This window comes from Patulibacter sp. (assembly GCF_030655195.1).
GTDB lineage: Bacteria > Actinomycetota > Thermoleophilia > Solirubrobacterales > Solirubrobacteraceae > Patulibacter.
This window is the reverse complement of the sequence record NZ_JAURWA010000177.1, coordinates 1-20,557: the sequence shown is the minus strand read 5'-3', so window position 1 is coordinate 20,557 and position 20,557 is coordinate 1. Positions and strand designations below refer to the sequence as shown.

Here is a 20,557-nt window from a genome sequence, read left to right as displayed (position 1 = left end):
CCCCGACCGCGCCACCCCCGACCCCAGGAGCACGCATGACCCGCTCGTTCATCGACCGCACGTGGAAGCTGCACGGCGACGGCTCCCGCGTCCGACCAGGCGAGGTCGTCCGTCCCGACGAGCGCCTCAGCACGCCGATCATGCTCGGGCTGGGCATGCAGCACGTGCTCGCGATGTTCGGCTCGACGGCGCTCGTCCCGGTCCTGACCGGGTTCCCGGTCTCCACGACGATCTTCTTCTCCGGCATCGGCACGCTGCTCTTCGTCCTGCTGACCCGCAACCGCGTGCCCTCCTACACGGGGTCGAGCTTCGCGTTCATCGCGCCGGTCACGGCGGCCCAGACCGACGGCGGCATCGGCGTCGCGCTCGGCGGCATCGTCGTGGCGGGCGTGGTCGTCTTCCTCATCGGGCTGCTCGTCGACCGGGTCGGGACCGCGCCGCTGGACTGGCTGCTGCCGCCGGTGGTGACCGGCGCGATCGTCGCCCTGATCGGCCTGAACCTCGCGCCCGTCGCCAAGGGCCAGTTCGAGTCGCAGGCCGGGATCGCGCTGGTCACCCTCGTCGCGATCGTCGTCATCGGCGTCGCGGTGCGCGGCTTCGTCTCGAGCCTGTCGGTGTTCCTCGGCGTCGTCGTCGGGTACGTCTTCGCCGCGATCCTCGGCAAGGTCGACTGGTCCGGCGTGCACGACGCGGCGTGGATCGGCCTCCCCGACTTCGCCACCCCCGAGTTCCAGTGGCGGGCGATCCTGCTGATCGTCCCCGCCGTCGTCCTCGTGCTGCTGGCCGAGAACGCCGGCCACGTGAAGACCGTCGGCGCCATGACCGAGCGCGACCTGGACGGCGACATCGGCCGCTCGTTCATGGGCGACGGCCTGGCGACCACCGTCTCCGGGCTCTTCGGCGGCTCCGCGACGACGACCTACGGCGAGAACATCGGCGTCATGGGCCTGACGCGGGTCTACTCGACGCTGGCGTACGTCATCGCCGGCCTGACCGCGATCGCACTGGGCCTGCTGCCGAAGTTCGGCGCGATCATCCAGGCGATCCCGACCGGCGTCCTGGGCGGTGCGGTCACGGTCCTCTTCGGCCTGATCGCCGTCCTCGGAGCCCGGGTCTGGATCGACGCGCGCGTCGACTTCCGCGACCCGGTCAACCTCATCACCGCGGCGGTGGCGATCACCGTCGGCGCCGCGGACTACACGCTCAACTGGGGCGACTACTCCTTCGCCGGCATCGCGCTGGGCACCGTCGCGGCGATCGTCACCTACCGCGTGCTGAAGACGCTCCAGCACGACGACGACGTGCCGCCCGCGCCGGGCCTGCCGCCGGTGGGCCCGGCGGACCCGGTGGCGACGCCGCGGGGGTAGGTCGTGGCGGGGCCGACGGCGCCGTCGTCGACGGGACTCAGGCGTCGTCGTCGCCGGACCGCGCCCGCGGGGCGTCGGAGCCGGCCGCACGCCGGTCCGCCGCGTGCCGCTCGTCGGCCTCGTACTCGTCCCGGAGGTCGGGCGGGATCAGCGAGACCTGCGGCCGGTCCCGCAGCGCCTCGGGCCTCGGGTTCCGGCGGCGGAGTCTCCGCCTCGGCTCCGGCGGCCCGGTCTCCTCCTCGGGCCCCGGCGGCGGGGTCTCCCCCTCGGGCTCGGGCCCGTACCAGAGCACCAGCAGCCAGCCGCACAGCGCCTGGGCGAGCACCGCGCAGGCCATGGCCCCCAGCACCGCCGGGGGCTTCGACCAGTCCAGCTCGGCGAACGCGACGACCGAGCCGATCATGACCCCCCAGGTGACCACGTGCAGCCACCACGGCGTGCGGTACGGGTCCCGCCGCCGGGGGCCGGTCCAGTAGATCCACGGGACGTCGCGCGCCCGGAGCGGGGGGTTCGGACGCTCGCGCATCGGACGGACGCTACCCGGGAGGTGGGGCCCGCCCGCCTCTACTTCCGCACGAGCGGCATCAGCGTGCGGATGACGTCGAAGTAGCGGTTGGGGATGATCCGGCTCAGCGTCACCATCGCGACGGCGTCGGGGCCCACGAGGATCCGGTCCTTGCCGCGCTCGACGCCGGCGACGATCGTCCGCGCCGCCTTCTTCGGCGTGGTGCGGGCGATCTTGTTGAAGTCCTGCTGCAGCTTGGCGTGGTCCGTGCCGCCCTGGTCGTCGACGTGGAAGCGCGCGTTGTCGACGATGTGGGTGCGGACGCCGCCGGGGTGGATCGTGATCGCGTTGACGCCGGTGCCCTCGAGCTCGATCCGCAGCGACTCGGTGAACCCGCGGACGGCGAACTTCGACGCGTTGTAGGCGCTCTGGGTCGGCCAGGCGATGATCCCGAACAGGCTCGAGACGTTCACGATGACGCCCGAGTCCTGCTTCTGGAGGATCGGCAGGAACGCCCGGGTGCCGTTGACGACGCCCCAGAAGTTGACGTCCATGACCCACTCGTCGTCCTCGGGCGAGCCACCGGTGACCGAGTTCGAGACGGTCACGCCGGCGTTGTTGAGGACCATCCCGATCGGCGCGGGCGCCCACTCGGCGACCTCCGACGCGAACGCGAGCTGCGCCTGGCGGTCGCGGACGTCGAGCTTCCGGTGCATCGACGGCCCCGGCAGCGACGCGGCGGTCTCCTCGAGCCCGTCCTCGTCCCAGTCCACGAGCGCGACGGGGCAGCCCATGGCCGACAGGTGCTGCGCGACGGCGCGGCCGATGCCCGACCCCGCTCCGGTGATGACCGCGGTGCGGCCGGCGACGACGTTCCTGGAGCCCATCGCGCCATCCTACGGGTGCGTAGGCGCACGGTGCCCGTCCGCCGGGACGCGTCCGTGCTCGCCCGGGACGTCGGGCAGGGCGGCCCGCTCCTCGCAGAACGCGACGACCCGGTCGACCCAGGGATCCGCGGGCCCGTGCCCGGTCGCGGCGACCACCACGGTGCGCACCTCGCCCCAGGCGGTCCACGTGCCGCCGTCGATGCGCGCGGCGTAGGTGTGCAGACCGCCGACGCGGTCGACGCGGAGGATGCCGCCCTCGGGGGTGTGGAAACGCATCTGGACCTTCGGGACGGGGGGTGTCAGGGACGGCGACGACCCGCGGGCGCGCGCGTCGCACCCGGAGTACGGACGGACGGACCCGTTCGTGACGTCGGCTTCGTCGCACACTGGAACGACGGGTCCAGTCCCGGCCGATTCGGCTCACCTACCTCGCGCCCCGGACGACCGGCGCCCGTCGGGCGGGGGCTATCCCCCCGCGGTCCGGGTGGAGTGCGCCCCCGAGGCGGCCCGCGCCCTCGACAAGAAGGGCCCGGGCACGCCACACTGTGCCCCACCGCTGCTGTGTTCCCCGTCGACCGGGGTCCTCGAACCCGATCCCGGCGGACCATCCATGAGCTCCACGATCGCCCCGCCCGTCCCGGCCGCCCCGCCCGGGCCCGAGAAGAGCGCCTGGAAGACCGAGCTCGCGCCGTACGCGCGACCCGACGTCCGCAAGAGCGTCCTCGACCTGCTCACGTCGGTCGTCCCGTACATCGTCGGCTTCGTGGCGATGTACCTGCTGTTGGACGTCTCGTACGTCCTGACGCTGCTGCTGTCGATCCCGACGGCCGGCTTCCTGCTGCGGACCTACATCGTCTTCCACGACTGCGCGCACGGCAACTTCATGCCGACCAAGCGCGGCAACCAGATCGTCGGCGTCTTCACCGCGCTGCTCGTCTACACGCCGTTCTCGGCCTGGCGCCACAGTCACGCGATGCACCACGCGTCCGCCGGCGACCTCGACCGCCGCGGCGACGGCGACGTCCCGACGATGACCGTCGCGGAGTGGAAGTCCGCCTCGCGCGGCAAGCGCCTCGAGTACCGCTTGACCCGCAGCCCCTGGATCATGTTCACGATCGGGCCGTTCTACGCCCTCGTGTTCCAGCCGCGCCTGTGGAAGAAGACGGACCGCCCGCGGATCCAGAACAGCATCAAGCTGACGAACATCACGCTGGTCGTCGCCGTCGCCGTCCTCTGCGTCGTGATGGGTCCCGTGGCCTTCCTCGCCGTGCAGCTGCCGCTCGTCGTCCTCGCCGGCGGCGCCGGGATCTGGCTCTTCTTCGTCCAGCACCAGTACGAGGACGCGTACTGGGAGAACTCGGACTCCTGGGACTACGCCGACGCTGCCCTGCAGGGCAGCTCGTACCTGAAGCTCCCGAAGGTCCTGCAGTTCTTCTCGGGCAACATCGGCCTGCACCACGTGCACCACCTCAGCGCGAAGGTGCCCAACTACCACCTGCAGGCCGCGCACGACGGCACGGACCTCTTCCGCGACGTCCCCGTGCTGAGCCTGGGCACGGCCGTGCGCTCCATGCGCCTGAAGCTCTGGTGCGAGGACCGCAAGCGCCTCGTCACCTGGGCCGAGGCCGCGCAGCCGGTCCCCGCCGCCGCGGGCTGACCTCCGCGCCGGGACCGATCGTGCCGGGGACCCTCGACTCGCTGAACGTCGGGCTCCCCGAACCGATCGGCGAGCACCGCGGTCGGCCCGTGTTCAGCGGCTTCCGCAAGTCGCCCGTGGCCGGGCGCCTGGCCACGGCGGGCGACAACCTCCGGGGCGACGATCAGGCGGACCGGTCCGTGCACGGCGGGCCGGAGAAGGCGATCTACGCCTACGCGGCCGAGGACCTCGCCTGGTGGTCGGCGGGGTTCCGCCGGCCGATGGAGCCCGGCCGGGCGTTCGGCGAGAACCTGACCACGTCCGGGGTCGACTGCTCCGGCGCGGTGATCGGCGAGCGCTGGCGCGTCGGCTCGGCGCTCCTGGAGGTCTGCCAGCCGCGCCTGCCCTGCTTCAAGCTCGGCCTCGTCCACGACGACCCGCGGATGCTCCGGCACTTCGCCGGGGCGTCGCGGCCGGGCGCCTACCTGCGCATCCTCGAGCACGGCGAGGTCGGGGCCGGCGACGCGATCGAGGTCCACGACCGGCCCGACCACGGCGTGACGATCGCCCTCGTCGCCGACGCCCTGCTGCTGGACCGCTCGCTCCTCCCCCGCGTGCTCGAGGCGCCGCAGCTGGCGGGCACGCTGCGGGCGCAGCTCACCGGCGGCTGAGCGCCCCGTCCGCGCACGGGACGGCGTCGGAACCCCTGACGTGCAGGCACGATCGGCCGTGTGACCGCGCACGGAGCGCGTCCCGTGGTGCGTACGGGGTAGGGGCACCACATGGCTGAAGAGAACACGTTGGGCGGGCTCGCCGGCAAGGTGGCCGGCAAGGTCAAGCAGACCGCCGGGAAGGTGCTCGACGACCAGGACCTGCAGCGCGAGGGACGGCTCCAGGAGGAGTCCGTCGACCAGGCGGCGGACGCGTCCGCCGCCGCGAAGGAGGCCCGCCTGGAGGGCGAGGCCGCCCAGAGCGCCGAGGAGCGCGCGGCCATCACCCGTCGCCGGGAGGAGCTGGAGGCCGAGCAGGCCGCCGCCACCCGCGACGAGCGCATCGAGGACGAGCAGCGCACCGCCGCCGCCCGCGCCGAGAAGGCGGAGGAGGCCGAGCAGGAGGCCGCCGCCGAGGAGCGCCGCAAGGCCGCCGCCGAGGCCGGCGCCACCGAGCGCGCCGGTGCGGAGGAGCGCGGCGAGCACCTGAGCGAGGCCCAGCGCCTCGAGCGCCAGGCCGAGCAGGCCGAGCGCCGCGCGGCCGCCGCCGACCCGGAGGCCGGACGATGAGCCGCCTGACCGCCCTCCCCGTCTTCGCCGTGCGCACCTCGCTGAAGGTCGCGCGCCTGCCGCTGGACACCGCCCTGAAGCTCGCCGGGCGCTCCGGCACCCCGATCGCCGACCAGGCCGAGGGCCGCGTCAAGCAGGCCGCCGGCTCGGTCCTCGGTGACGAGGAGCTGCGCCAGGAGGGCACCCGCACCGCCGTCGCCGGCGACGAGCGTGCCGAGGCCGAGGCCCTGCGCGCGAAGGCCGCCGCCAAGCGCGAGGAGGCCGATCAGGCCGCCGCCGCCAAGGCGAAGGAGGCCGAGGCGAAGAAGAAGCAGGCCGCGGCCCGCGCGAAGGCCCGCCGCGAGAAGGCCGCGAAGGACAAGGCCGAGGCCCAGGCCAAGGCCGACGAGGTCGCCGAGCAGCGCCGCAAGGCCTCCGAGAAGGCCGAGGAGGAGCAGCGCAAGGCCGGCGAGGCCGAGGCGCGCGAGAAGGAGCTTCAGGCCCTGAAGGCCGACGAGGAGGCGCTGGACAAGAAGGACGAGGCCATCACCGCCAAGGACGAGGCCAAGCGTCTGCAGGACGCGGCGGCCCGCGCGAAGGCCGAGCGGACCTCCGAGGACTGATCCTCACCGGGGGCGGGACGGCGCGGGAGGCGCCGACCCGTCCCCGCTCACCCGCCGTCGTCCTCCCGCGACGCGACGGCCGCCGGCCTCAGCGCCCGCCCTTGCGCAGCTTCCGCAGCTCATCCCACGGGCGGGTGTTGGCGACGTCCGCGGCCGACAGCCACGCCCGGCGGGCGGTCGCGATCCCCCACCGCAGGTTCGGCAGCGTGTCCGGGCCGTGCGCGTCGGAGTCGATCGTCAGCAGCACGCCGGCGTCGCGGGCGGCCCGGGCGTGCACGTCGTGCAGGTCGCGCCGGGCGGGCGAGGCGTTGATCTCGAGGAACGTGCCGGTCCGTCGCGCGGCGTCGATCATCGCGTCGACGTCGAGGTCGTAGGACTCGCGCCGGCCGATCAGGCGGCCCGTCGGGTGGGCGATCACGTCGACCAGCGGGTGCTCGCACGCGGCGACGATCCGGCGGGTCGGGTCGCTCTGGAACGCGGTGTGGATCGACGCGACGACCCAGTCGAGCTCCTCGAGGACGTCGTCGGCGTAGTCGAGCTCGCCGTCCGTGCCGATGTTGACCTCGGAGCCCGCCAGGACCGTGATGCCGTCGAGCTCCTCGTCGACGGCCCGGACCTCGGCGATGATCTCCCGCAGCTCGTCGGGCTGCACGTCGTCGCCGAACCCGTGCGTGGCGGAGTGGTCGGTGATGCACACGTACTCGTGGCCCAGGTCGCGCGCGGCGAGCGCCATGTCGCGCACCGACGCGCGACCGTCGGAGTGGGTGGTGTGCATGTGCAGGTCGCCGCGCAGGTCCGCCAGCTCGATCAGCGACGGGGCCTGGTCCAGGGCCAGCTCGCCGCGGTTCTCGCGCAGCTCCGGCGGGATCCACGGCAGGCCCAGGCGCGCGTAGACCTCCTCCTCCGTGGCGAACCGCTCGGTCTTCCCCGTCTCGTCGTCGAGGATCCCGTACTCCGAGATGTGCAGGCCGCGCTTGACCGCCGACTCGCGCATCGCGACGTTGTGCGCCTTGCTGCCGGTGAAGTGCTGCAGCAGGTTGCCGAACTGGTCCGGGGCGACGACCCGCAGGTCGACCGACAGGCCGGAGTGCAGGACGCCGTGGGCGCCGTTGTCGCCGGACGAGCCGACCTCGGCGACGAGCTCCGAGGTGCGGAAGACCTCGAGCAGCGCCGCCGCGTCGTCGGCGGTGGCGATCACGTCGAGGTCGTGGACGGAGTCGGCGCGGCGGCGCGCGGAGCCGGCGACCTCGACGCGGTGGACGCCGGCGTCCCTGCCGCGCTCGCGCAGCTCGTCGACCAGCGCCTCGGCCAGCGGCAGCGCCTTCGAGAGCAGGACGCGCTGGGGCCGGTCGATCTCCTCGCCCGCCGCGTCGAGCAGCTTGAGGTACTTCTCCTGCGTCTTCTTGCCGAACCCGGCGAGCGTCGAGACGCGGTCGTCGGCGATGGCCGCCCGCAGCGCGGCGGGCCCGTCGACGCCGAGCTCGTCGAACAGCTTGCGCGCCTTCTTCGGCCCCAGGCCGGGGAGGTGCGTCAGGGTCAGGAGACCCGCGGGGTACTTGTCGCGCAGCTTCGTCAGCGCCGGGATCTCGCCCGTCTCGAGCAGCGCCTTGAACTTCTCCTCGAGCGTCTTGCCGATCCCCGGCAGCTCGGTGACGGTGCCCGCCCGCGTCATGCCGGCGACGGACCGCGGCGCCTCGAGCACCGCCTTGGCCCCGTTGCGGTAGGCGAGCACGCGGTGGACGACGGCGCCGTCGAGCTCGTACCGGTCGCCCAGCTCCTGCAGCAGCTCCGCGATCGCGGTGTTGGACGGGTCCTTGGGGGCGGGGGCGTCCTCGGCGGCCATGCGACGAGGCTACCCCGGTCGGGGCGCGGCCAAGAGCGGGGGCCGGGCAGAGCGATCCCGGGCGCCGTGTGCCGACCCACACGCGACGTGGATGCCTCACGTGTGCTTCACTTTTTGGCGTGGCTCAACCTTGGACACGCACCCGCCGCATCCTGCGCCGGTCGGCCGTCGCCCTCGCCTGTGCGACGGCCGCGGTGGCCGTGTCGGGCTGCGCGAACGCCGAGGACCTGCGCGCGAAGGACGGCCGGCTGATCGTCCTGACGACCTTCACCGTCATCGCCGACATGACGCGCGAGGTGGCCGGCGATCGGGTCGAGGTCGCGTCGATCACCAAGCCCGGCGCCGAGATCCATGGCTACGAGCCGACCCCGTCGGACCTGAAGAAGGCGGCGCAGGCGGACCTCGTGCTGGAGAACGGGCTGGGCCTCGAGCGCTGGTTCGAGCAGTTCATCGACCGCGCCAGCGGCGAGTCCGCCACCCTCACCGAGGGCGTCCGGTCGATCCCGATCGGCGGGGGGTCCGAGTACGAGGGCAAGCCGAACCCGCACGCGTGGATGTCGACGGACAACGCGGCGATCTACGTCGAGAACATCCGCCGCGCGCTGACGCGCCTGGACCCCGCCGGCGCCGACGAGTACCGCCGGCGCGCCGGCGACTACACCGCGCGGCTGGCGCGGGTCGGCCGCGAGGTCCGCACGTCGCTGGCCGCCGTCCCCCGGGATCGCCGCGCACTGGTGACCTGCGAGGGCGCGTTCTCCTACCTCGCCCGCGACCTGGGGCTGCAGGAGGCGTACCTCTGGCCCGTCAACGCGGAGCAGGAGGGAACGCCGAAGCAGATCGCCGCGACCGTCGAGTTCGTCCGCGACCGCGACGTCCCCGGCGTCTTCTGCGAGTCGACCGTCAGCCCGAAGGCGCAGGAGCAGGTCGCCCGCGAGTCCGGCTCGCGCTTCGCCGGGAAGCTCTACGTCGACTCGCTCTCCGCCGCCGACGGCCCCGTCCCCACCTACCTCGAGCTGCTGCGCCGCGACGCCCGCACGATCGCCGCAGGCTTGACCGGCGGGTCGACGCGATGAGCGTCGCCGCCGGGCGCCGCACCGCCCTTCCCGACACCACCGACGGAGCCCGTAGATGAGCCCGAACGACACCGCGCTACGCGCCGCCACCCCCACCACGGTCCCGGCCGCCGGACCGCCCGTGGTCACCGTGCAGGACCTCGTCGTCTCGTACGGCCCCACGCGCGCGCTCGAGGGGGTCGACCTGACGATCGGCGCCGGCCGCGTCCACGGGCTGATCGGCATGAACGGGTCCGGCAAGTCGACGCTCTTCAAGGCGCTGATGGGGCTCGTGAAGCCCACATCGGGGACCGTCTCGCTGTTCGGCGACGACCCGCGTGAGGCCCGCCGCCACGGCCGCGTCGCGTACGCGCCGCAGGACGAGGACGTCGACTACGCGTTCCCCGTGTCGGTCCGCGAGGTCGTCGCGATGGGGCGCTACGGCCGGCTGCGGTCGACCCGGCGCCTGCGCCCGGAGGACCGCCTCGCCGTCGACGAGGCGCTCGAACGCTGCGAGCTGACCGACCTCGCCGAGCGGCAGATCGGCGCGCTGTCCGGTGGCCAGCGCAAGCGCGCGTTCGTCGCTCGCGGCCTGGCCCAGGGCGCGGAGCTGTTGCTGCTCGACGAGCCGTTCGCGGGCGTCGACAAGCGCTCCGAGGCGACGATCACGGCGCTGCTGCGCGGTCTGGCCGCCGAGGGCCGGACGATCCTCGTCTCCACCCACGACCTCGTCGCCGTCCCCGCCCTCTGCGACGAGCTGGCGCTGATCAACCGCCGGATCGTCGCGCAGGGCACGCCCGACGAGACGCTGCGACCCGGGCCTCTCGGCGAGGCGTTCGGCGGCTTCGTCCCCGTCGAGGCGCTCCGGCAGGAGGTCGCCGCATGAGCGTCGTCGAGTGGTTCACCGATCCGCTGGCCTACGACTTCATGCGCCGCGCGCTGCTCGTCGCCCTGGTCTGCGGCGTCGTCTGCGCCGTCCTCTCCTGCTGGCTCACCCTGCTGGGCTGGTCGCTCATGGGCGACGCCGTGTCCCACGCGGTGCTGCCCGGCGTCGTCCTCTCGTACGTGATCGGGGCGCCGTTCGCGATCGGCGCGTTCCTCTTCGGCTCCGCGGCGGTGTTCCTCGTCGGAGGACTGAACCGCACCTCGCGGGTCAAGGAGGACGCGGCGATCGGCATCGTCTTCACCGGCCTGTTCGCGCTCGGCCTGGTGCTCGTCTCCGCGATCCCGTCGCAGATCGACCTCTTTCACATCCTCTTCGGCAACGTCCTCGGCGTCTCGGACGGCGACATCGCACAGGTCGTCGTGATCGGCACCCTCGTGACCGCGGTCCTGCTGTTCAAGCGGCGCGACCTCGTCCTCTACGCGTTCGACCCCACGCACGCCCACGCCGTCGGGATATCGCCCAAGCGGCTGGAGGTCCTGCTGCTCGGCGCCCTCGCCCTGACGGTGATCGTCGCGCTGCAGGCCGTCGGCATCGTCCTCGTCGTCGCGATGCTGATCACCCCGGGAGCGACCGCCTACCTGATCACCGACCGCTTCTCCCGCATGCTCGGCTGGGCCGCCGCCGGCAGCGTCTCCGCCTGCCTCCTGGGCACCTACCTGAGCTACCACCTGGACTGGTCCACCGGCGGCTCGATCGTCTGCGTCCTGAGCCTCCAGTTCGTGCTCGCCTACCTCGTCGCGCCGAAGGGCGTGCTGGCGGGGCGGCGGCGCGACCGGGTGGCGACCGAGGCGGTGGCGGCGGCCTGAGGGTCGGTGGCGGCGGCGTGAGGGGCGGCTGCCCCGCGCCTCACCCCCGCGCGAACCGCCGCGCCAGGTCCTGGACCGCCGGGTCGCCCAGCGTGTAGCGCTCGACGTCGGCCTCGTCGCGCGCCGCGAAGCGGTTCCACAACCAGAAGCCCGCGACGTGGCCCCTGAAGTGGTCGACGGCCTCGGCGATCCGGCGTCGCTGGCCCTCGTGGCCGTCGCCGGTGTCCGCCCGGCTGCCCAGCTCGGTGAAGAGCAGCGGCTTGCCCGTCAGCCGCTTCGCCGTCCTGATGCTCCGGGTCAGGCGGCCGAACGGGTAGTCGCGGTCGGACTCGCCGAGGAAGTAGTCCACGCCGAGGAAGTCCAGCTCGTCGGCCCAGCCCGTCGGGTCGGGGCGGCGATCGCCCGGCACCAGGGAGTCGTAGTTGGCCGCGAAGCCGACCTGGACCCCGGGGGCGTTGCGGCGCAGCTCGCGGACCGTCGTCCGCCACTCGTCGTCCGCGCCCGCCAGGCCGGAGAGCTCGGTGCCGACGACGAACCGGTCGACCGTCCCGGGGTGCTCCGCGGCCAGGCGCGCGAGCGGGGCGATCACGACCCTGCGGTAGGCCTCGAAGAACCGGACGCGGTCCCGGCCGGTCGGGGCGATGTCCCCGCGGAAGATCCCGTCCTCGATGTCGATGTGCGGCTTCAGCGCGACCGACACGCCGTGGCGCGCGGCGTCCTGGATCGCGTCGCGCAGGCTGTCGACCGTGGCGGTCTTCGGCGACTCGGCCGAGAGCTGGCCGGCGTCGAACCGCGAGCCGTAGAACGTCGGGACGAGCACCGCGCGGCTCGCCCCGAGGGTCTCGCGCAGGTGGACCATCGACCCCGTCGACGCGGTCCGCGAGAAGTCCGTGCGGGTGAACCCGACGAGGTTGACGCCGAGCTCGGGGGACGGCGGGGTGGATCGGGGACCGAACAGCCGCACGTGCGGGCTCCTGGGCAGGGGCCCCGATCGTAGACCGGTCAGCGCAGCGGGCGGGCCGCCCACCGCAGGGCGTCGCGGCCCGCGGCCCGGGCGCCCTCCCAGACCGCCCGGAAGCCTGCGGCGCCCGCGCCCAGGAGCAGCGCACCGCGGTCCCCCGGGATCGCCGACGCCACCGGCTCGACGGCGCCCAGCGGCCCGGCGCCCCGACGGACGACGACCCCGGCGACCGTCGGCGGCGGCGCGTCGATGCTCTCGGCCACGGGATCGAACGGCAGCGCGGAGCCGGTGAGCGCGACCACCGTGGTGTCGCCCCGGACGGCGACGTCGCTGACGTACCCCTCCGGCAGCAGCTCGGTCGTCGGGCCGAAGCGCGCGGTGCGGGTCGCGACCGCCGCGCGGGGCGAGGTCGGACCGCCGAGCTCGCCGGTCGCCTGGGTCCACGCGACGGTGGCGCGGCCGTCGTCGTCCATCGCGGTCTGCGGGACCCCGCCGGGCCGCTCGCGGGTGCCGCCCGGGTCCAGCGTCGCGGCCCGGGTGAAGGCGGTCGTGCCGCGGCGCCGGAACGCGCCCCGCACGACGTAGGGGCGGTCGGCCTCCTCGCCCCCGTCCTGCATCCCCCACGCCAGCACCGCGCCCCCGCGGTCGTCCACCGCGACGGAGCCGTTGATGGTGTCGAGCGCCGTGCGGTCCAGCCGCCGCTCGGGGCCGAGGCGGCGGGTGCGCAGGTCGACCGTCCGGGCGAGCACGACCCGATCCCCGGTCGCCGTCACACGCTCGAGCAGCAGCGTCGCCGCGCCGCGGCGGTCGACCGCAGCCGCGAGCAGGTCCGCGCGACCCGCGAGCGCCAGGGACGACGGGCGCGGCCGGCGGCCCGGGGTCGACCAGCTCAGACGCAGGCGCGAGGCGAGCGGCTCCGGCGACTCGTCCTCCGTCCGCCCGCCCGAGCCCAGGACGACCAGGGCGTGGCCGCCGCGTCCGACGGCGAGGCCCTCCGCCCCCTCGCCGGCACGCGCGACCCGGTGGAGCGGGCCGAGCGACCGGGCGCCGAGGTCGGCGAACGACACGCCCTCCGGCCCCCTGCGGCCGGCGGTCCGCAGGAGGACGGCGCGGTTGCCGTAGGCGCCGAGCGCGCTGACGTTCGGCACCCGACGCACCCGGCCGGGCGTCCCGTCGGCGGCCACGGGGAGCAGCTGCGGCGCCCCGCCATATCCGAACGCGAGCGAGGCGCCGCCGGTGCCGACGACGACGCGATCGAGCTCGACGCCGGGCCCGACCGTCCGCGGCGCCGACCACGGCGCGTCGGCGGCGGCCGGACCTGCGAGGGCGAGGCCCAGCGGGACGGCGGCGGCCAGGGCGACGAGCGCCCGGGCCCCGACGGCGGAGCGGGGTGGCCGGGGCGGGAGGGGATGGACGTTCATGCGGACTCCTGGGAGGGGGACACCCGTCGGAACACCGTCGCGGGTCCCGAGGTGCGGCCCGGGACCCCCGTCCGTCGTACACCGTCACCGGACGCTTCGACGATCGCGTCCTTGCAGGGGTCAAGGTCCCGTGCGGGAGCGTCGAACGCAGGGGTGTGAGGTCCTCCTGATGCCCGGCACCGTCCGTCTGATGCCGACCCCCGTCCGGACCCCGCCGACCGAGGCCGTCGCCGCCGCGCGCGACTACGCCTCGCAGGTGCGGCTGGCCCTGGCGTGCTTCGGGATCATGCTGCTCGTCGTCGACCCGGCCGTCCACCCGGTGCCGCAGGCGGCCGCCGCCGGCCTGGCGGTGCTGCTCGCCACGGGCCTGCTGCACCGCCGCGGGATGCCCGACCACTGGCTGCGGATCGAGGAGCCGTTCGCGCTGATGGCCGGCATCTTCATCGTCACCCTCGGTCCGCCCGGGATCGCGCCCCTGACGCTGCTCTGGATCGTCAGCGCCGCGACCGGGGTCGTCGCCCGCGGCGGCCGGGCCAGCGCTACGGGGCGCATCGTGGTCGTCCTGGTGCTCGCGTCGCCGATGCTCCGGAACGGGGTCGGCCCGGACTCGGCGATGGTCCTCTTCGCCGGCTGCGGCCTGCTGCTGAGCGTCGGCACCGTCTCCAACGAGACCCACGAGCTGCTGCGCGACCCGCTGACCGGCGCGCTCTCCCGCGCGGCGCTGCTGGCCGAGGCCGAGCGAATGGTCGCCCGGGCCCGTGAGGAGGAGCCGGTCGCCCTGGTGCTGATCGACCTCGACGACTTCGGCACGCTCAACAAGCGCGAGGGCCACCAGGCCGGCGACCTCGTCCTGCAGCAGGCCGCGCACGCCGTGATGACGTCGATGCGCCGGTCGGACACCTTCGGTCGTCTCGGCGGCGACGAGTTCCTCGTGCTCGCGACGGGCGACGGCGGGACCATCGCGCAGCGGGCCCTCGATGCGCTCGCCTCCGCGGGCGTGGGCGCCAGCGCCGGCGTGGCGTCCGCCCCGTCCGACGGCTCCACCGTCCCCGAGCTGCGGCGCGGTGCGGACGTCGCGCTGCGCGCCTCGAAGCAGGCGGGCAAGAACCGCGGGACCGTGTACTCGGCGGACGGGGATCCGACCGCCGCGGTCCCGGCATACGCCGACGCCCGCGGGGACCGGCGCCGGTGACCGCTGCCGACGGGCCGGTCCTGACGGTCGCCGGTCCGCTGGACCCCACCCTCTTCACGCTGCTCACCCGCAGCCACCTAGGACTGACCGGCGAGCCGCTGGTCCCCGACGGCGCCGGGCCGGACTGGCTCTACGAGGACGCGCCGTTCGGGCTCCTCGCCCACACCGAGGAGCCCGATCCGCGCTTCGTCTACGCCAACCGGACCGCCCAGGACCGCTTCGCGTCGACGTGGGACCAGCTCGTGGGGACGCGCTCCCGGCTGGCCGCCGAGCCCGACGCGCAGGAGGACCGCGACCGGCTGCTGGCCGCGGTGACGCGCGACGGCTTCTTCCGCGGCTACCGCGGTCGGCGGATCGGCCGCACCGGGCGCCGCTTCTGGATCGAGGACGTGACGATGTGGAACCTGCTCGACGAGGACGGTGCGCGGGTGGGCCAGGCGGCGCGCTTCGCGGGCTGAGGCCCCGGGCCGACGGCTACCCTGCGGCCATGCGACGGCGGACGCCCGACCCGGACCTCCTCGCCCTCGAGCGGCGTGCGCACGCGATCGGTGATCGGATCGGCGCGCCGGTCGAGGCGTACCCGCCGTTCGGCGTCCGACGCGACGGGGGCTACCCCAACGTGGACCGTCGCGACGGCGCGTGGGTGTGGGAGGTGCACGAGCGCGGCGAGCTGCTCGAGCGCCGCACGTCGTCCGACGAGGACGACGTCCTCTACTGGATCTTCGTCGACGTCACCCGCTGGATGGGCAGCGACTGGGCGCGCGGCCGGCGGCGGTACGAGCCGGACACGCGGGTCACCTGGGCGGGTCGGATCCTGGAGCTGCTCGCCGAGCTGGACCCGCGGTGGCTCGAGCGGTTCCGCCGGGAGGAGGACTCGTGGCTGTCGACGGTCCGGTGGCCGGCGGGCCATCCGGAGCACACCCCGCCGGGCGCCGACCCCGCCTGAGCCCGGCGGCGCCGCGTCGGACGCCGACGCCGGCTGATCCAGGGACCCCGCCTAGCCGACCCGTCCCGCCACCTGCGGCTTCACGCTCGTGCCCAGCAGCTCGATCGACTCGAGCATGTCGGCGTGGCCGAGGCGCTCGTTCGTCATCTGCAGGGTCACGCGGTCGATGCCGCCGAGGGCGTCGGACATGCGTTGGATCTTCTCCGCGACGAACGCCGGGTCGCCGAGGAAGAGAGCGCCGTCCGGGCCGCGCTGGGCGTCGTAGCTCTGCCGGGTCGGAGGCGGGAAGCCGCGCTCGCGGCCGATGCGGCCGAACATCTGCTGGTGGCCCGCGAAGAAGCGGTTCGCGGCCTCGTCCGTGGTCGGGGCGACGAGGCCCGGCACGTGCACCGACACCTTGAGGTCCTCCTGCGCGTGGCCGGCGCGACGGGCGGCCTCGCGGTAGAGGTCGACGAGGGGACGGAACCGACGGGGCTCGCCACCGATGATCGCGACCATCAGCGGCAGGCCGAGCGCCCCGGCCCGGGCGAACGACTCGGGGCTGCCGCCGACGCCGACCCACACCGGGAACGGGTCCTGCACCGGCCGCGGGTAGACGCCCTGGCCGGTCAGCGCCGGGCGGTGCCGGCCGCTCCACGTCACCGTCTCCTGCTCGCGCAGGCGCAGCAGCAGGTCGAGCTTCTCCGCGAACAGCTCGTCGTAGGCGTCCAGCGGCAGGCCGAACAGCGGGAACGCCTCGGTGAACGACCCGCGGCCGACGACGAGCTCGGCGCGCCCGCCGCTGATCAGGTCGAGCGTCGCGAACTGCTGGAAGACGCGCACCGGGTCCGACGCGCTGAGGACGGTCACCGCGCTGTTCAGGCGGATCCGCGACGTCCGCGCGGCCGCGGCGGCCAGGAGCATCGACGGCGCCGAGTCGAGGAAGTCCTTCCGGTGGTGCTCTCCGATGCCGAACGTGTCGACCCCCGCGCGGTCGGCGGCCTCGATCTCCTCGAGGAGCTGGGCGACCCGCTGGGTCGGCGTCCCGGCGACCCCGGTGGCCGGGTCGGTGACCGTCGAGACGAAGCTGTCGATGCCGATCTGCATGGGACGACCGTAGCCTGCGGCGTCCCGCACCCCCGTCACCACTGACGATCCGGGCAGATGCGTGACGCGTCACCTACTCGCGCGGGTGGCCTGCACGCCGATCCGTGCACGACGATGCAACACGAGGAGGGGTCCCGCGGCTCTCCTCGGTGTGACCGTCCCGAAGCCGTCCCCCACGTCCCGTCCCCGATGCTGAGCGAGGTCAGCACCATCAGCCGCCCGAGCGTCCCCCGAGCGACCACCAGGACCGACCGCACCGCGGTCGCGGCCCACGCGCTGCGGATCGCGCGCCGGACCGCCCTGGGCGTCCTCGGCGACCACGCCACCGCCGACGACGTCGCGCAGGAGGTCGCGATCACCGTCCTGCGCCGGGTCGACGACCTGCGCGACCCCGGCGCCCTGGACGCCTGGATCCACCGGATCGCCGTCCGCCGGGCGATCAAGGAGGCCCGGCGCAGCACCACCCGGCGCGCCGCCGAGATCGCCGGCCACGAGCTCCACGAACGCACCGCGCCGGTCGACGACCCCACCGCGGGCGCCGAGCTCGACGGGGCCCTCGCCGTGCTCGACGGCCTGCCGACGCGCCAGCGCGCCGCCCTGACCCTGCGCTACGTCCACGACCTCGACGACGCCGCGATCGCCACGGCCCTGGGCTGCCGCGCCGGCACCGTCCGCTCGCTGCTCTCCCGCGGACGCGAGGCGCTCCGGGCGTCGCGCGGTCGGGCGGACCCCGCGCGCCCGTCCCCACCGGGGCCGTCCGGTCCCACGACCACCGCCGGCCCCGCCGACCCGTCCCGTCCCGCGACCACGTCCCGTCCCGCCACCTCCCCCGATCAGGAAGACCCCTCGTGCTGACCACCGACGACGCCCTCCGCGACGCCCTGTCCCCCCTCCGCGCCGTCGAGCCGACCGACGACCAGCTCGCCCGCGTCCTGGACGCCACCGCGACGCCCGCGAGCGCACCGGCCCGCCCGGCCGCCCGGCCCGCGGGCGGCACCGTGCTCCGCCGGGCGTGGCGCCCCGCGCTCGTCCTCGGCGCCACGGCGGCCCTGGCGGTCGGCGTCGTCGGTCTGCCCTCCGGGTCCTCCGACGACACGGGTCCCGTCGCCCTGCTGAACGCCACCGCCGCGGCGGCCGCCGAGCAGCATCCCGCCCCCGTCACGGACTTCCGCTGGACCGCGGCGCGCGAGACCTGGGTCTACCGCGACCGCACCCGCGACGGGCGGACCGCCGAGACGTCGTTCACGCAGCCCGTCGAGCGGTGGACCGACCGCGGGCAGCGGGGGATCGAGCGCCGGGGTGCCGTGGAGGACCTGCGACGGACCGGCGACCCGGCACTGCTGCGGCTGCAGCCCCGGAGCTCCGGGCCGACGGGCGACCGCCCGTTCGAGGCCGGGGACACGAACCTCTCCCCCGCGGACGTCCCCACCGACGCCGGCGGCGCGCGCGCCTACCTCGACGAGCGGCTCGCCGCCGCGTACGGCGGCCGCGAGCTGCCGTCCGAGCAGGTGCGCTGGGAGCGGACGCGGTCGGTCCTCGACCTGCTGGGCACCGCGGCGCTGCGGCCGCGGCAGCGCGCCGCGCTGTGGGGCGTGCTCGCGGCGACGGACGGGGTGGTGGGGCCCTTCGACCCGACCGGTCCGCGGTACCGGACCGGGAACGCCGAGGAGGTGCAGCTCGAGTTCCCCGGCGGGACCTCCCGCGTCGGCGACGGCCCGCCGGTGGCGCTGCCCGAGGGCCTGCTGCGCGTGGTCTTCGACCCCGGGACCGCGGAGCTGCTCGAAACGTCGTTCTCGCACGACGGCACCGACGGCAACGTCGGGACGCCCGATCGGGCGACGTTCTTCGAGCGCGCCGGCTGGTCGCCGACCGCGGGGACGCGGCCCGACGGGCGCTGAGCGGGGCCCCCGCCTACGGCCCGACGACCTGCAGGACGAACCCGCGGAGCCCGCCGTCGTCCGAGCGCACGCGGGAGACGCGGAGCTCGACGGGGATCGTCGTGCCGTCGGCGTGGACCAGCGGCGTCCGCAGCCGCCGGTGGTCCTCCCCCTCCGCGGCCAGGTCCAGGAGCAGGCGCTCGGCGTCGGCGCGGCCCTCGGGGTGGGTGACGTCGGGGGCGGGCAGGTTCTGCAGGGTCGCCTCGTCGCGCCCGAGCAGGACGCAGAGCGCGTGGTTGACCTTGGCCCAGCGGCCGTCGGGGGTCAGCAGCGCCTGCGGCACGGGCGAGGCGCCGAACGTCAGCTCGAGGACGTCCGTGGTCTCGATCCCCAGCGCCGTGTCGCGCCGCCGGTCCGAGACGTCGCGGACCACGAGCAGCACCCCGTCGACCCGCCCCTCGACGAGGACGGGGCTGCAGGTCGTCTCCCACGTCCGGACCCCGTCGCCGGAGACGAGCTCGACCGCCACCGTCGCCCCGGCCATCGCGGTCTGAAGACCCGGCTCCAGGGCCGTCCACGTCGACGGGTCCAGCGCGTCCCGGATCCGGGACCCGGCCGCGGGATCGGGCAGCGAGCACCACTCCCGGTGGACGGCCCCCGCTGCGGCGAGGACGCGCAGGTCGACGTCGAGGACGAGGACCGAGACCCCGGAGGAGAAGTGGAGCGCCGCGACCATCAGGTCCGTCGCGGCGCGTGCGGCCGCCACCGTCAGCGCCCCGGTGCCCGTGGCCCGCCTGCCGGTCGCGGCGCCGGGGCCGGGACCCGCGCCGGAGCGGTGGCCGGTGTCGTCGACCGGGAACTCGGCGTCGAATCGCGGGTCGCTCGCCTGCCGCGGGTCGGGGCGGCCCCGCCGACGGTCGCCGGAGGTCCCGTCGTCGCCGTCGCCGCTCCCGGTGTCGCCGAGCAGCCCGTGGTCGGTCAGCGTCAGCTCGATGCGTCCGTCGACGAGGGTGCAGGTCTCGACCTCCCGGCCCAGCGCGACGCGCAGCTCCTCGCCGAGCCCGACGGGCCGCTCGAGGTCGACGTGCAGGAACGCCTCGCTCCCGGAGCGGCGCTCGAGGACCGCGCCCGCGACCCCGCGGATCGCGGTGATGACGGAGACGAGCTCGGCGAGCTGCGCGGCGCCGCGGATCGGCCTGGCCGACACGGGGACGCGACCCGAGCTGTAGATGTGCGACGCGAGCGCGCCGCCACCGGAGAACGGGTCCGACCCTGCCGCGCTCCTCGTGCGGGTGTCGTCGTTGCGGCTCATCGTCCCGGTCCTGTCGTGGTGCTGGAAGTGTCGGTGGCGGTCGTGCCCGGCGTGGTGCGGTCGTCCGACGACGCGCCGCGGGTGGCCGTTGCGGTGCCCGTCGTGGGCCCCGTCCCCCGCGAGCGGACCGTGACGCGCGCGCCGGGGCCGACCCGCGCGGCCAGCCAGGCGACGTCCGCCCGGCCCAGGCGCATGCACCCGTGGGAGACGGCGGTCCCGAGAGTCCCGCCCAGGCCGTCGCGGCCGTGCAGCGCGATCTGCCCCGGGCCGCCGGCGAACTCCTGCAGCACCTCCGAGCGGGAGCTCAGGGCGAGGGCGAACGGGCCCGCGACCCTGCCACCGGGCAGGCGGATGCTCTCCTCGACGAAGAAGCGGCCGACCGGCGTCGGCGTCGAGGGAGCGCCGACGATCACGCGGAACCGCCGCACGACGACCCCGAGGCGCCGGACGACCCCGCTGCGGGCGGCGCGGTCGATGTCGACGGACCACGGCGTGACCGCCGCCCGCGTCGACCGGGTCCGGATCCAGCCGCTGCGACCGTTCGGCCGCCCGGGGAGCAGGACGCGGACCCAGCGGTGCCCGACCGCGTCGGTCTGCGCCTGGAGGACCGGGAGCACGGTCCGACCGTGGGTGATCGGTCGCCGTGCGGCGACGGCCCCGGTCCGCCGGGCCCCGACCTCGGGCGCGGCGAAGACCGTGAGGTCGCGCAGCAGCTCGACGGTCGGGGCGGGCACCGCGTCGGTGGTCGCGGCCGCGGGGGACGCGGCCGCCGGGGAGGGTGCGGCGCCCGCGGCAGCCGGGGCGGAGGTGGCCGCCGGCGAACTCCTGCAGCACCTCC

Annotated in this window: 22 protein-coding genes; 13 read left to right on the top strand and 9 right to left on the bottom strand. The window is 75.1% G+C overall.

From position 1 onward, the window contains the following. Positions 1–35: 35 nt before the first annotated feature. A complete protein-coding gene (locus Q7T67_RS19285) occupies positions 36–1,367 on the top strand; it encodes a uracil-xanthine permease family protein (protein ID WP_304793717.1) in 1,332 nt (443 codons plus the stop codon). A 37-nt stretch (positions 1,368–1,404) separates the two neighbouring features. Here the strand turns inward: Q7T67_RS19285 and Q7T67_RS19280 are convergent, their stop codons facing one another. From Q7T67_RS19280 to Q7T67_RS19270, 3 genes are read right to left on the bottom strand one after another with little or no spacing between them, the layout of a single operon-like run. Beyond that, positions 1,405–1,893 carry a hypothetical protein gene (locus Q7T67_RS19280; RefSeq protein ID WP_304793714.1) on the bottom strand — a complete coding sequence of 163 codons (489 nt, stop codon included), beginning with the start codon at positions 1,891–1,893 and terminating at the stop codon, positions 1,405–1,407. Positions 1,894–1,931: 38 nt separating this feature from the next. Beyond that, complete coding sequence (locus Q7T67_RS19275) at positions 1,932–2,759, bottom strand: SDR family oxidoreductase (RefSeq protein ID WP_304793711.1); 828 nt, start codon at positions 2,757–2,759, stop codon at positions 1,932–1,934. 9 nt (positions 2,760–2,768) lie between these two features. Beyond that, on the bottom strand, positions 2,769–3,035 hold the full coding sequence (locus Q7T67_RS19270; RefSeq protein ID WP_304793709.1) for a hypothetical protein: 267 nt from the start codon (positions 3,033–3,035) through the stop codon (positions 2,769–2,771). Between the two features lie 334 nt (positions 3,036–3,369). On the opposite strand from Q7T67_RS19270, the gene Q7T67_RS19265 reads away from it, so the two are divergent. The 4 genes from Q7T67_RS19265 to Q7T67_RS19250 all read left to right on the top strand — a co-directional run bounded on the left by Q7T67_RS19265 (position 3,370) and on the right by Q7T67_RS19250 (position 6,277). Further along, positions 3,370–4,416, top strand: a complete 1,047-nt coding sequence (locus tag Q7T67_RS19265) for a fatty acid desaturase (protein ID WP_304793706.1) — start codon at positions 3,370–3,372, stop codon at positions 4,414–4,416. A 20-nt stretch (positions 4,417–4,436) separates the two neighbouring features. Beyond that, a complete protein-coding gene (locus Q7T67_RS19260; protein WP_304793703.1) occupies positions 4,437–5,066 on the top strand; it encodes an MOSC domain-containing protein in 630 nt (209 codons plus the stop codon). A 111-nt stretch (positions 5,067–5,177) separates the two neighbouring features. Further along, complete coding sequence (locus Q7T67_RS19255; protein WP_304793700.1) at positions 5,178–5,675, top strand: hypothetical protein; 498 nt, start codon at positions 5,178–5,180, stop codon at positions 5,673–5,675. Further along, a complete protein-coding gene (locus Q7T67_RS19250; RefSeq protein ID WP_304793698.1) occupies positions 5,672–6,277 on the top strand; it encodes a hypothetical protein in 606 nt (201 codons plus the stop codon). Before Q7T67_RS19255 ends, Q7T67_RS19250 begins: the two co-directional genes overlap by 4 nt. An 88-nt stretch (positions 6,278–6,365) precedes the next feature. On the opposite strand, the gene polX is transcribed toward Q7T67_RS19250, so the two are convergent. Next, entirely contained in the window at positions 6,366–8,120 is a 1,755-nt protein-coding gene (gene polX / locus Q7T67_RS19245) for a DNA polymerase/3'-5' exonuclease PolX (RefSeq protein ID WP_304793695.1), read from the bottom strand. Between the two features lie 194 nt (positions 8,121–8,314). Here polX and Q7T67_RS19240 point away from each other — a divergent pair, with 194 nt between their 5' ends. Genes Q7T67_RS19240 through Q7T67_RS19230 form a run of 3 tightly spaced genes read left to right on the top strand, consistent with a single transcriptional unit; the run spans position 8,315 to position 10,924 of the window. Next, the gene (locus Q7T67_RS19240; RefSeq protein ID WP_370695428.1) at positions 8,315–9,193 is read left to right on the top strand and encodes a metal ABC transporter substrate-binding protein; all 879 of its coding nucleotides are present in this window, start codon (positions 8,315–8,317) and stop codon (positions 9,191–9,193) included. A gap of 55 nt (positions 9,194–9,248) precedes the next feature. Continuing rightward, positions 9,249–10,058, top strand: coding sequence for a metal ABC transporter ATP-binding protein (locus Q7T67_RS19235; protein ID WP_304793689.1), 810 nt, complete (start codon positions 9,249–9,251; stop codon positions 10,056–10,058). Continuing rightward, a complete protein-coding gene (locus tag Q7T67_RS19230) occupies positions 10,055–10,924 on the top strand; it encodes a metal ABC transporter permease (protein ID WP_304793686.1) in 870 nt (289 codons plus the stop codon). The genes Q7T67_RS19235 and Q7T67_RS19230 overlap by 4 nt, the downstream gene beginning before the upstream one ends. A 40-nt stretch (positions 10,925–10,964) precedes the next feature. Here the strand turns inward: Q7T67_RS19230 and Q7T67_RS19225 are convergent, their stop codons facing one another. Together Q7T67_RS19225 and Q7T67_RS19220 are read right to left on the bottom strand one after the other, a co-directional pair. Then, complete coding sequence (locus Q7T67_RS19225; RefSeq protein ID WP_304793683.1) at positions 10,965–11,888, bottom strand: hypothetical protein; 924 nt, start codon at positions 11,886–11,888, stop codon at positions 10,965–10,967. 38 nt (positions 11,889–11,926) lie between these two features. Further along, positions 11,927–13,306 (bottom strand): hypothetical protein, encoded by a 1,380-nt coding sequence (locus Q7T67_RS19220; protein WP_304793681.1) that lies wholly within the window; start codon positions 13,304–13,306, stop codon positions 11,927–11,929. A 190-nt stretch (positions 13,307–13,496) separates the two neighbouring features. Between Q7T67_RS19220 and Q7T67_RS19215 the strand changes: the two genes are divergently transcribed. Genes Q7T67_RS19215 through Q7T67_RS19205 form a run of 3 tightly spaced genes read left to right on the top strand, consistent with a single transcriptional unit; the run spans position 13,497 to position 15,444 of the window. After that, positions 13,497–14,498 (top strand): GGDEF domain-containing protein, encoded by a 1,002-nt coding sequence (locus Q7T67_RS19215; RefSeq protein WP_304793678.1) that lies wholly within the window; start codon positions 13,497–13,499, stop codon positions 14,496–14,498. Next, entirely contained in the window at positions 14,495–14,956 is a 462-nt protein-coding gene (locus Q7T67_RS19210; RefSeq protein ID WP_304793676.1) for an MEKHLA domain-containing protein, read from the top strand. The genes Q7T67_RS19215 and Q7T67_RS19210 overlap by 4 nt, the downstream gene beginning before the upstream one ends. Positions 14,957–14,985: 29 nt before the next feature. Further along, positions 14,986–15,444 carry an Imm63 family immunity protein gene (locus tag Q7T67_RS19205; RefSeq protein WP_304793673.1) on the top strand — a complete coding sequence of 153 codons (459 nt, stop codon included), beginning with the start codon at positions 14,986–14,988 and terminating at the stop codon, positions 15,442–15,444. A 51-nt stretch (positions 15,445–15,495) separates the two neighbouring features. On the opposite strand, the gene Q7T67_RS19200 is transcribed toward Q7T67_RS19205, so the two are convergent. Next, positions 15,496–16,530 carry an LLM class flavin-dependent oxidoreductase gene (locus Q7T67_RS19200; RefSeq protein WP_304793670.1) on the bottom strand — a complete coding sequence of 345 codons (1,035 nt, stop codon included), beginning with the start codon at positions 16,528–16,530 and terminating at the stop codon, positions 15,496–15,498. A gap of 189 nt (positions 16,531–16,719) precedes the next feature. Here Q7T67_RS19200 and Q7T67_RS19195 point away from each other — a divergent pair, with 189 nt between their 5' ends. Together Q7T67_RS19195 and Q7T67_RS19190 are read left to right on the top strand one after the other, a co-directional pair. Beyond that, a complete protein-coding gene (locus Q7T67_RS19195) occupies positions 16,720–17,385 on the top strand; it encodes an RNA polymerase sigma factor (protein ID WP_304793667.1) in 666 nt (221 codons plus the stop codon). Further along, entirely contained in the window at positions 17,379–18,428 is a 1,050-nt protein-coding gene (locus Q7T67_RS19190) for a hypothetical protein (RefSeq protein WP_304793664.1), read from the top strand. Before Q7T67_RS19195 ends, Q7T67_RS19190 begins: the two co-directional genes overlap by 7 nt. A gap of 13 nt (positions 18,429–18,441) precedes the next feature. Here Q7T67_RS19190 and Q7T67_RS19185 read toward each other — a convergent pair whose 3' ends face one another. Beyond that, positions 18,442–19,719 carry a PAS domain-containing protein gene (locus Q7T67_RS19185; RefSeq protein WP_304793661.1) on the bottom strand — a complete coding sequence of 426 codons (1,278 nt, stop codon included), beginning with the start codon at positions 19,717–19,719 and terminating at the stop codon, positions 18,442–18,444. Further along, complete coding sequence (locus tag Q7T67_RS19180) at positions 19,716–20,453, bottom strand: L,D-transpeptidase (RefSeq protein ID WP_304793658.1); 738 nt, start codon at positions 20,451–20,453, stop codon at positions 19,716–19,718. Before Q7T67_RS19180 ends, Q7T67_RS19185 begins: the two co-directional genes overlap by 4 nt. Between the last annotated feature and the right edge of the window lie 104 nt (positions 20,454–20,557).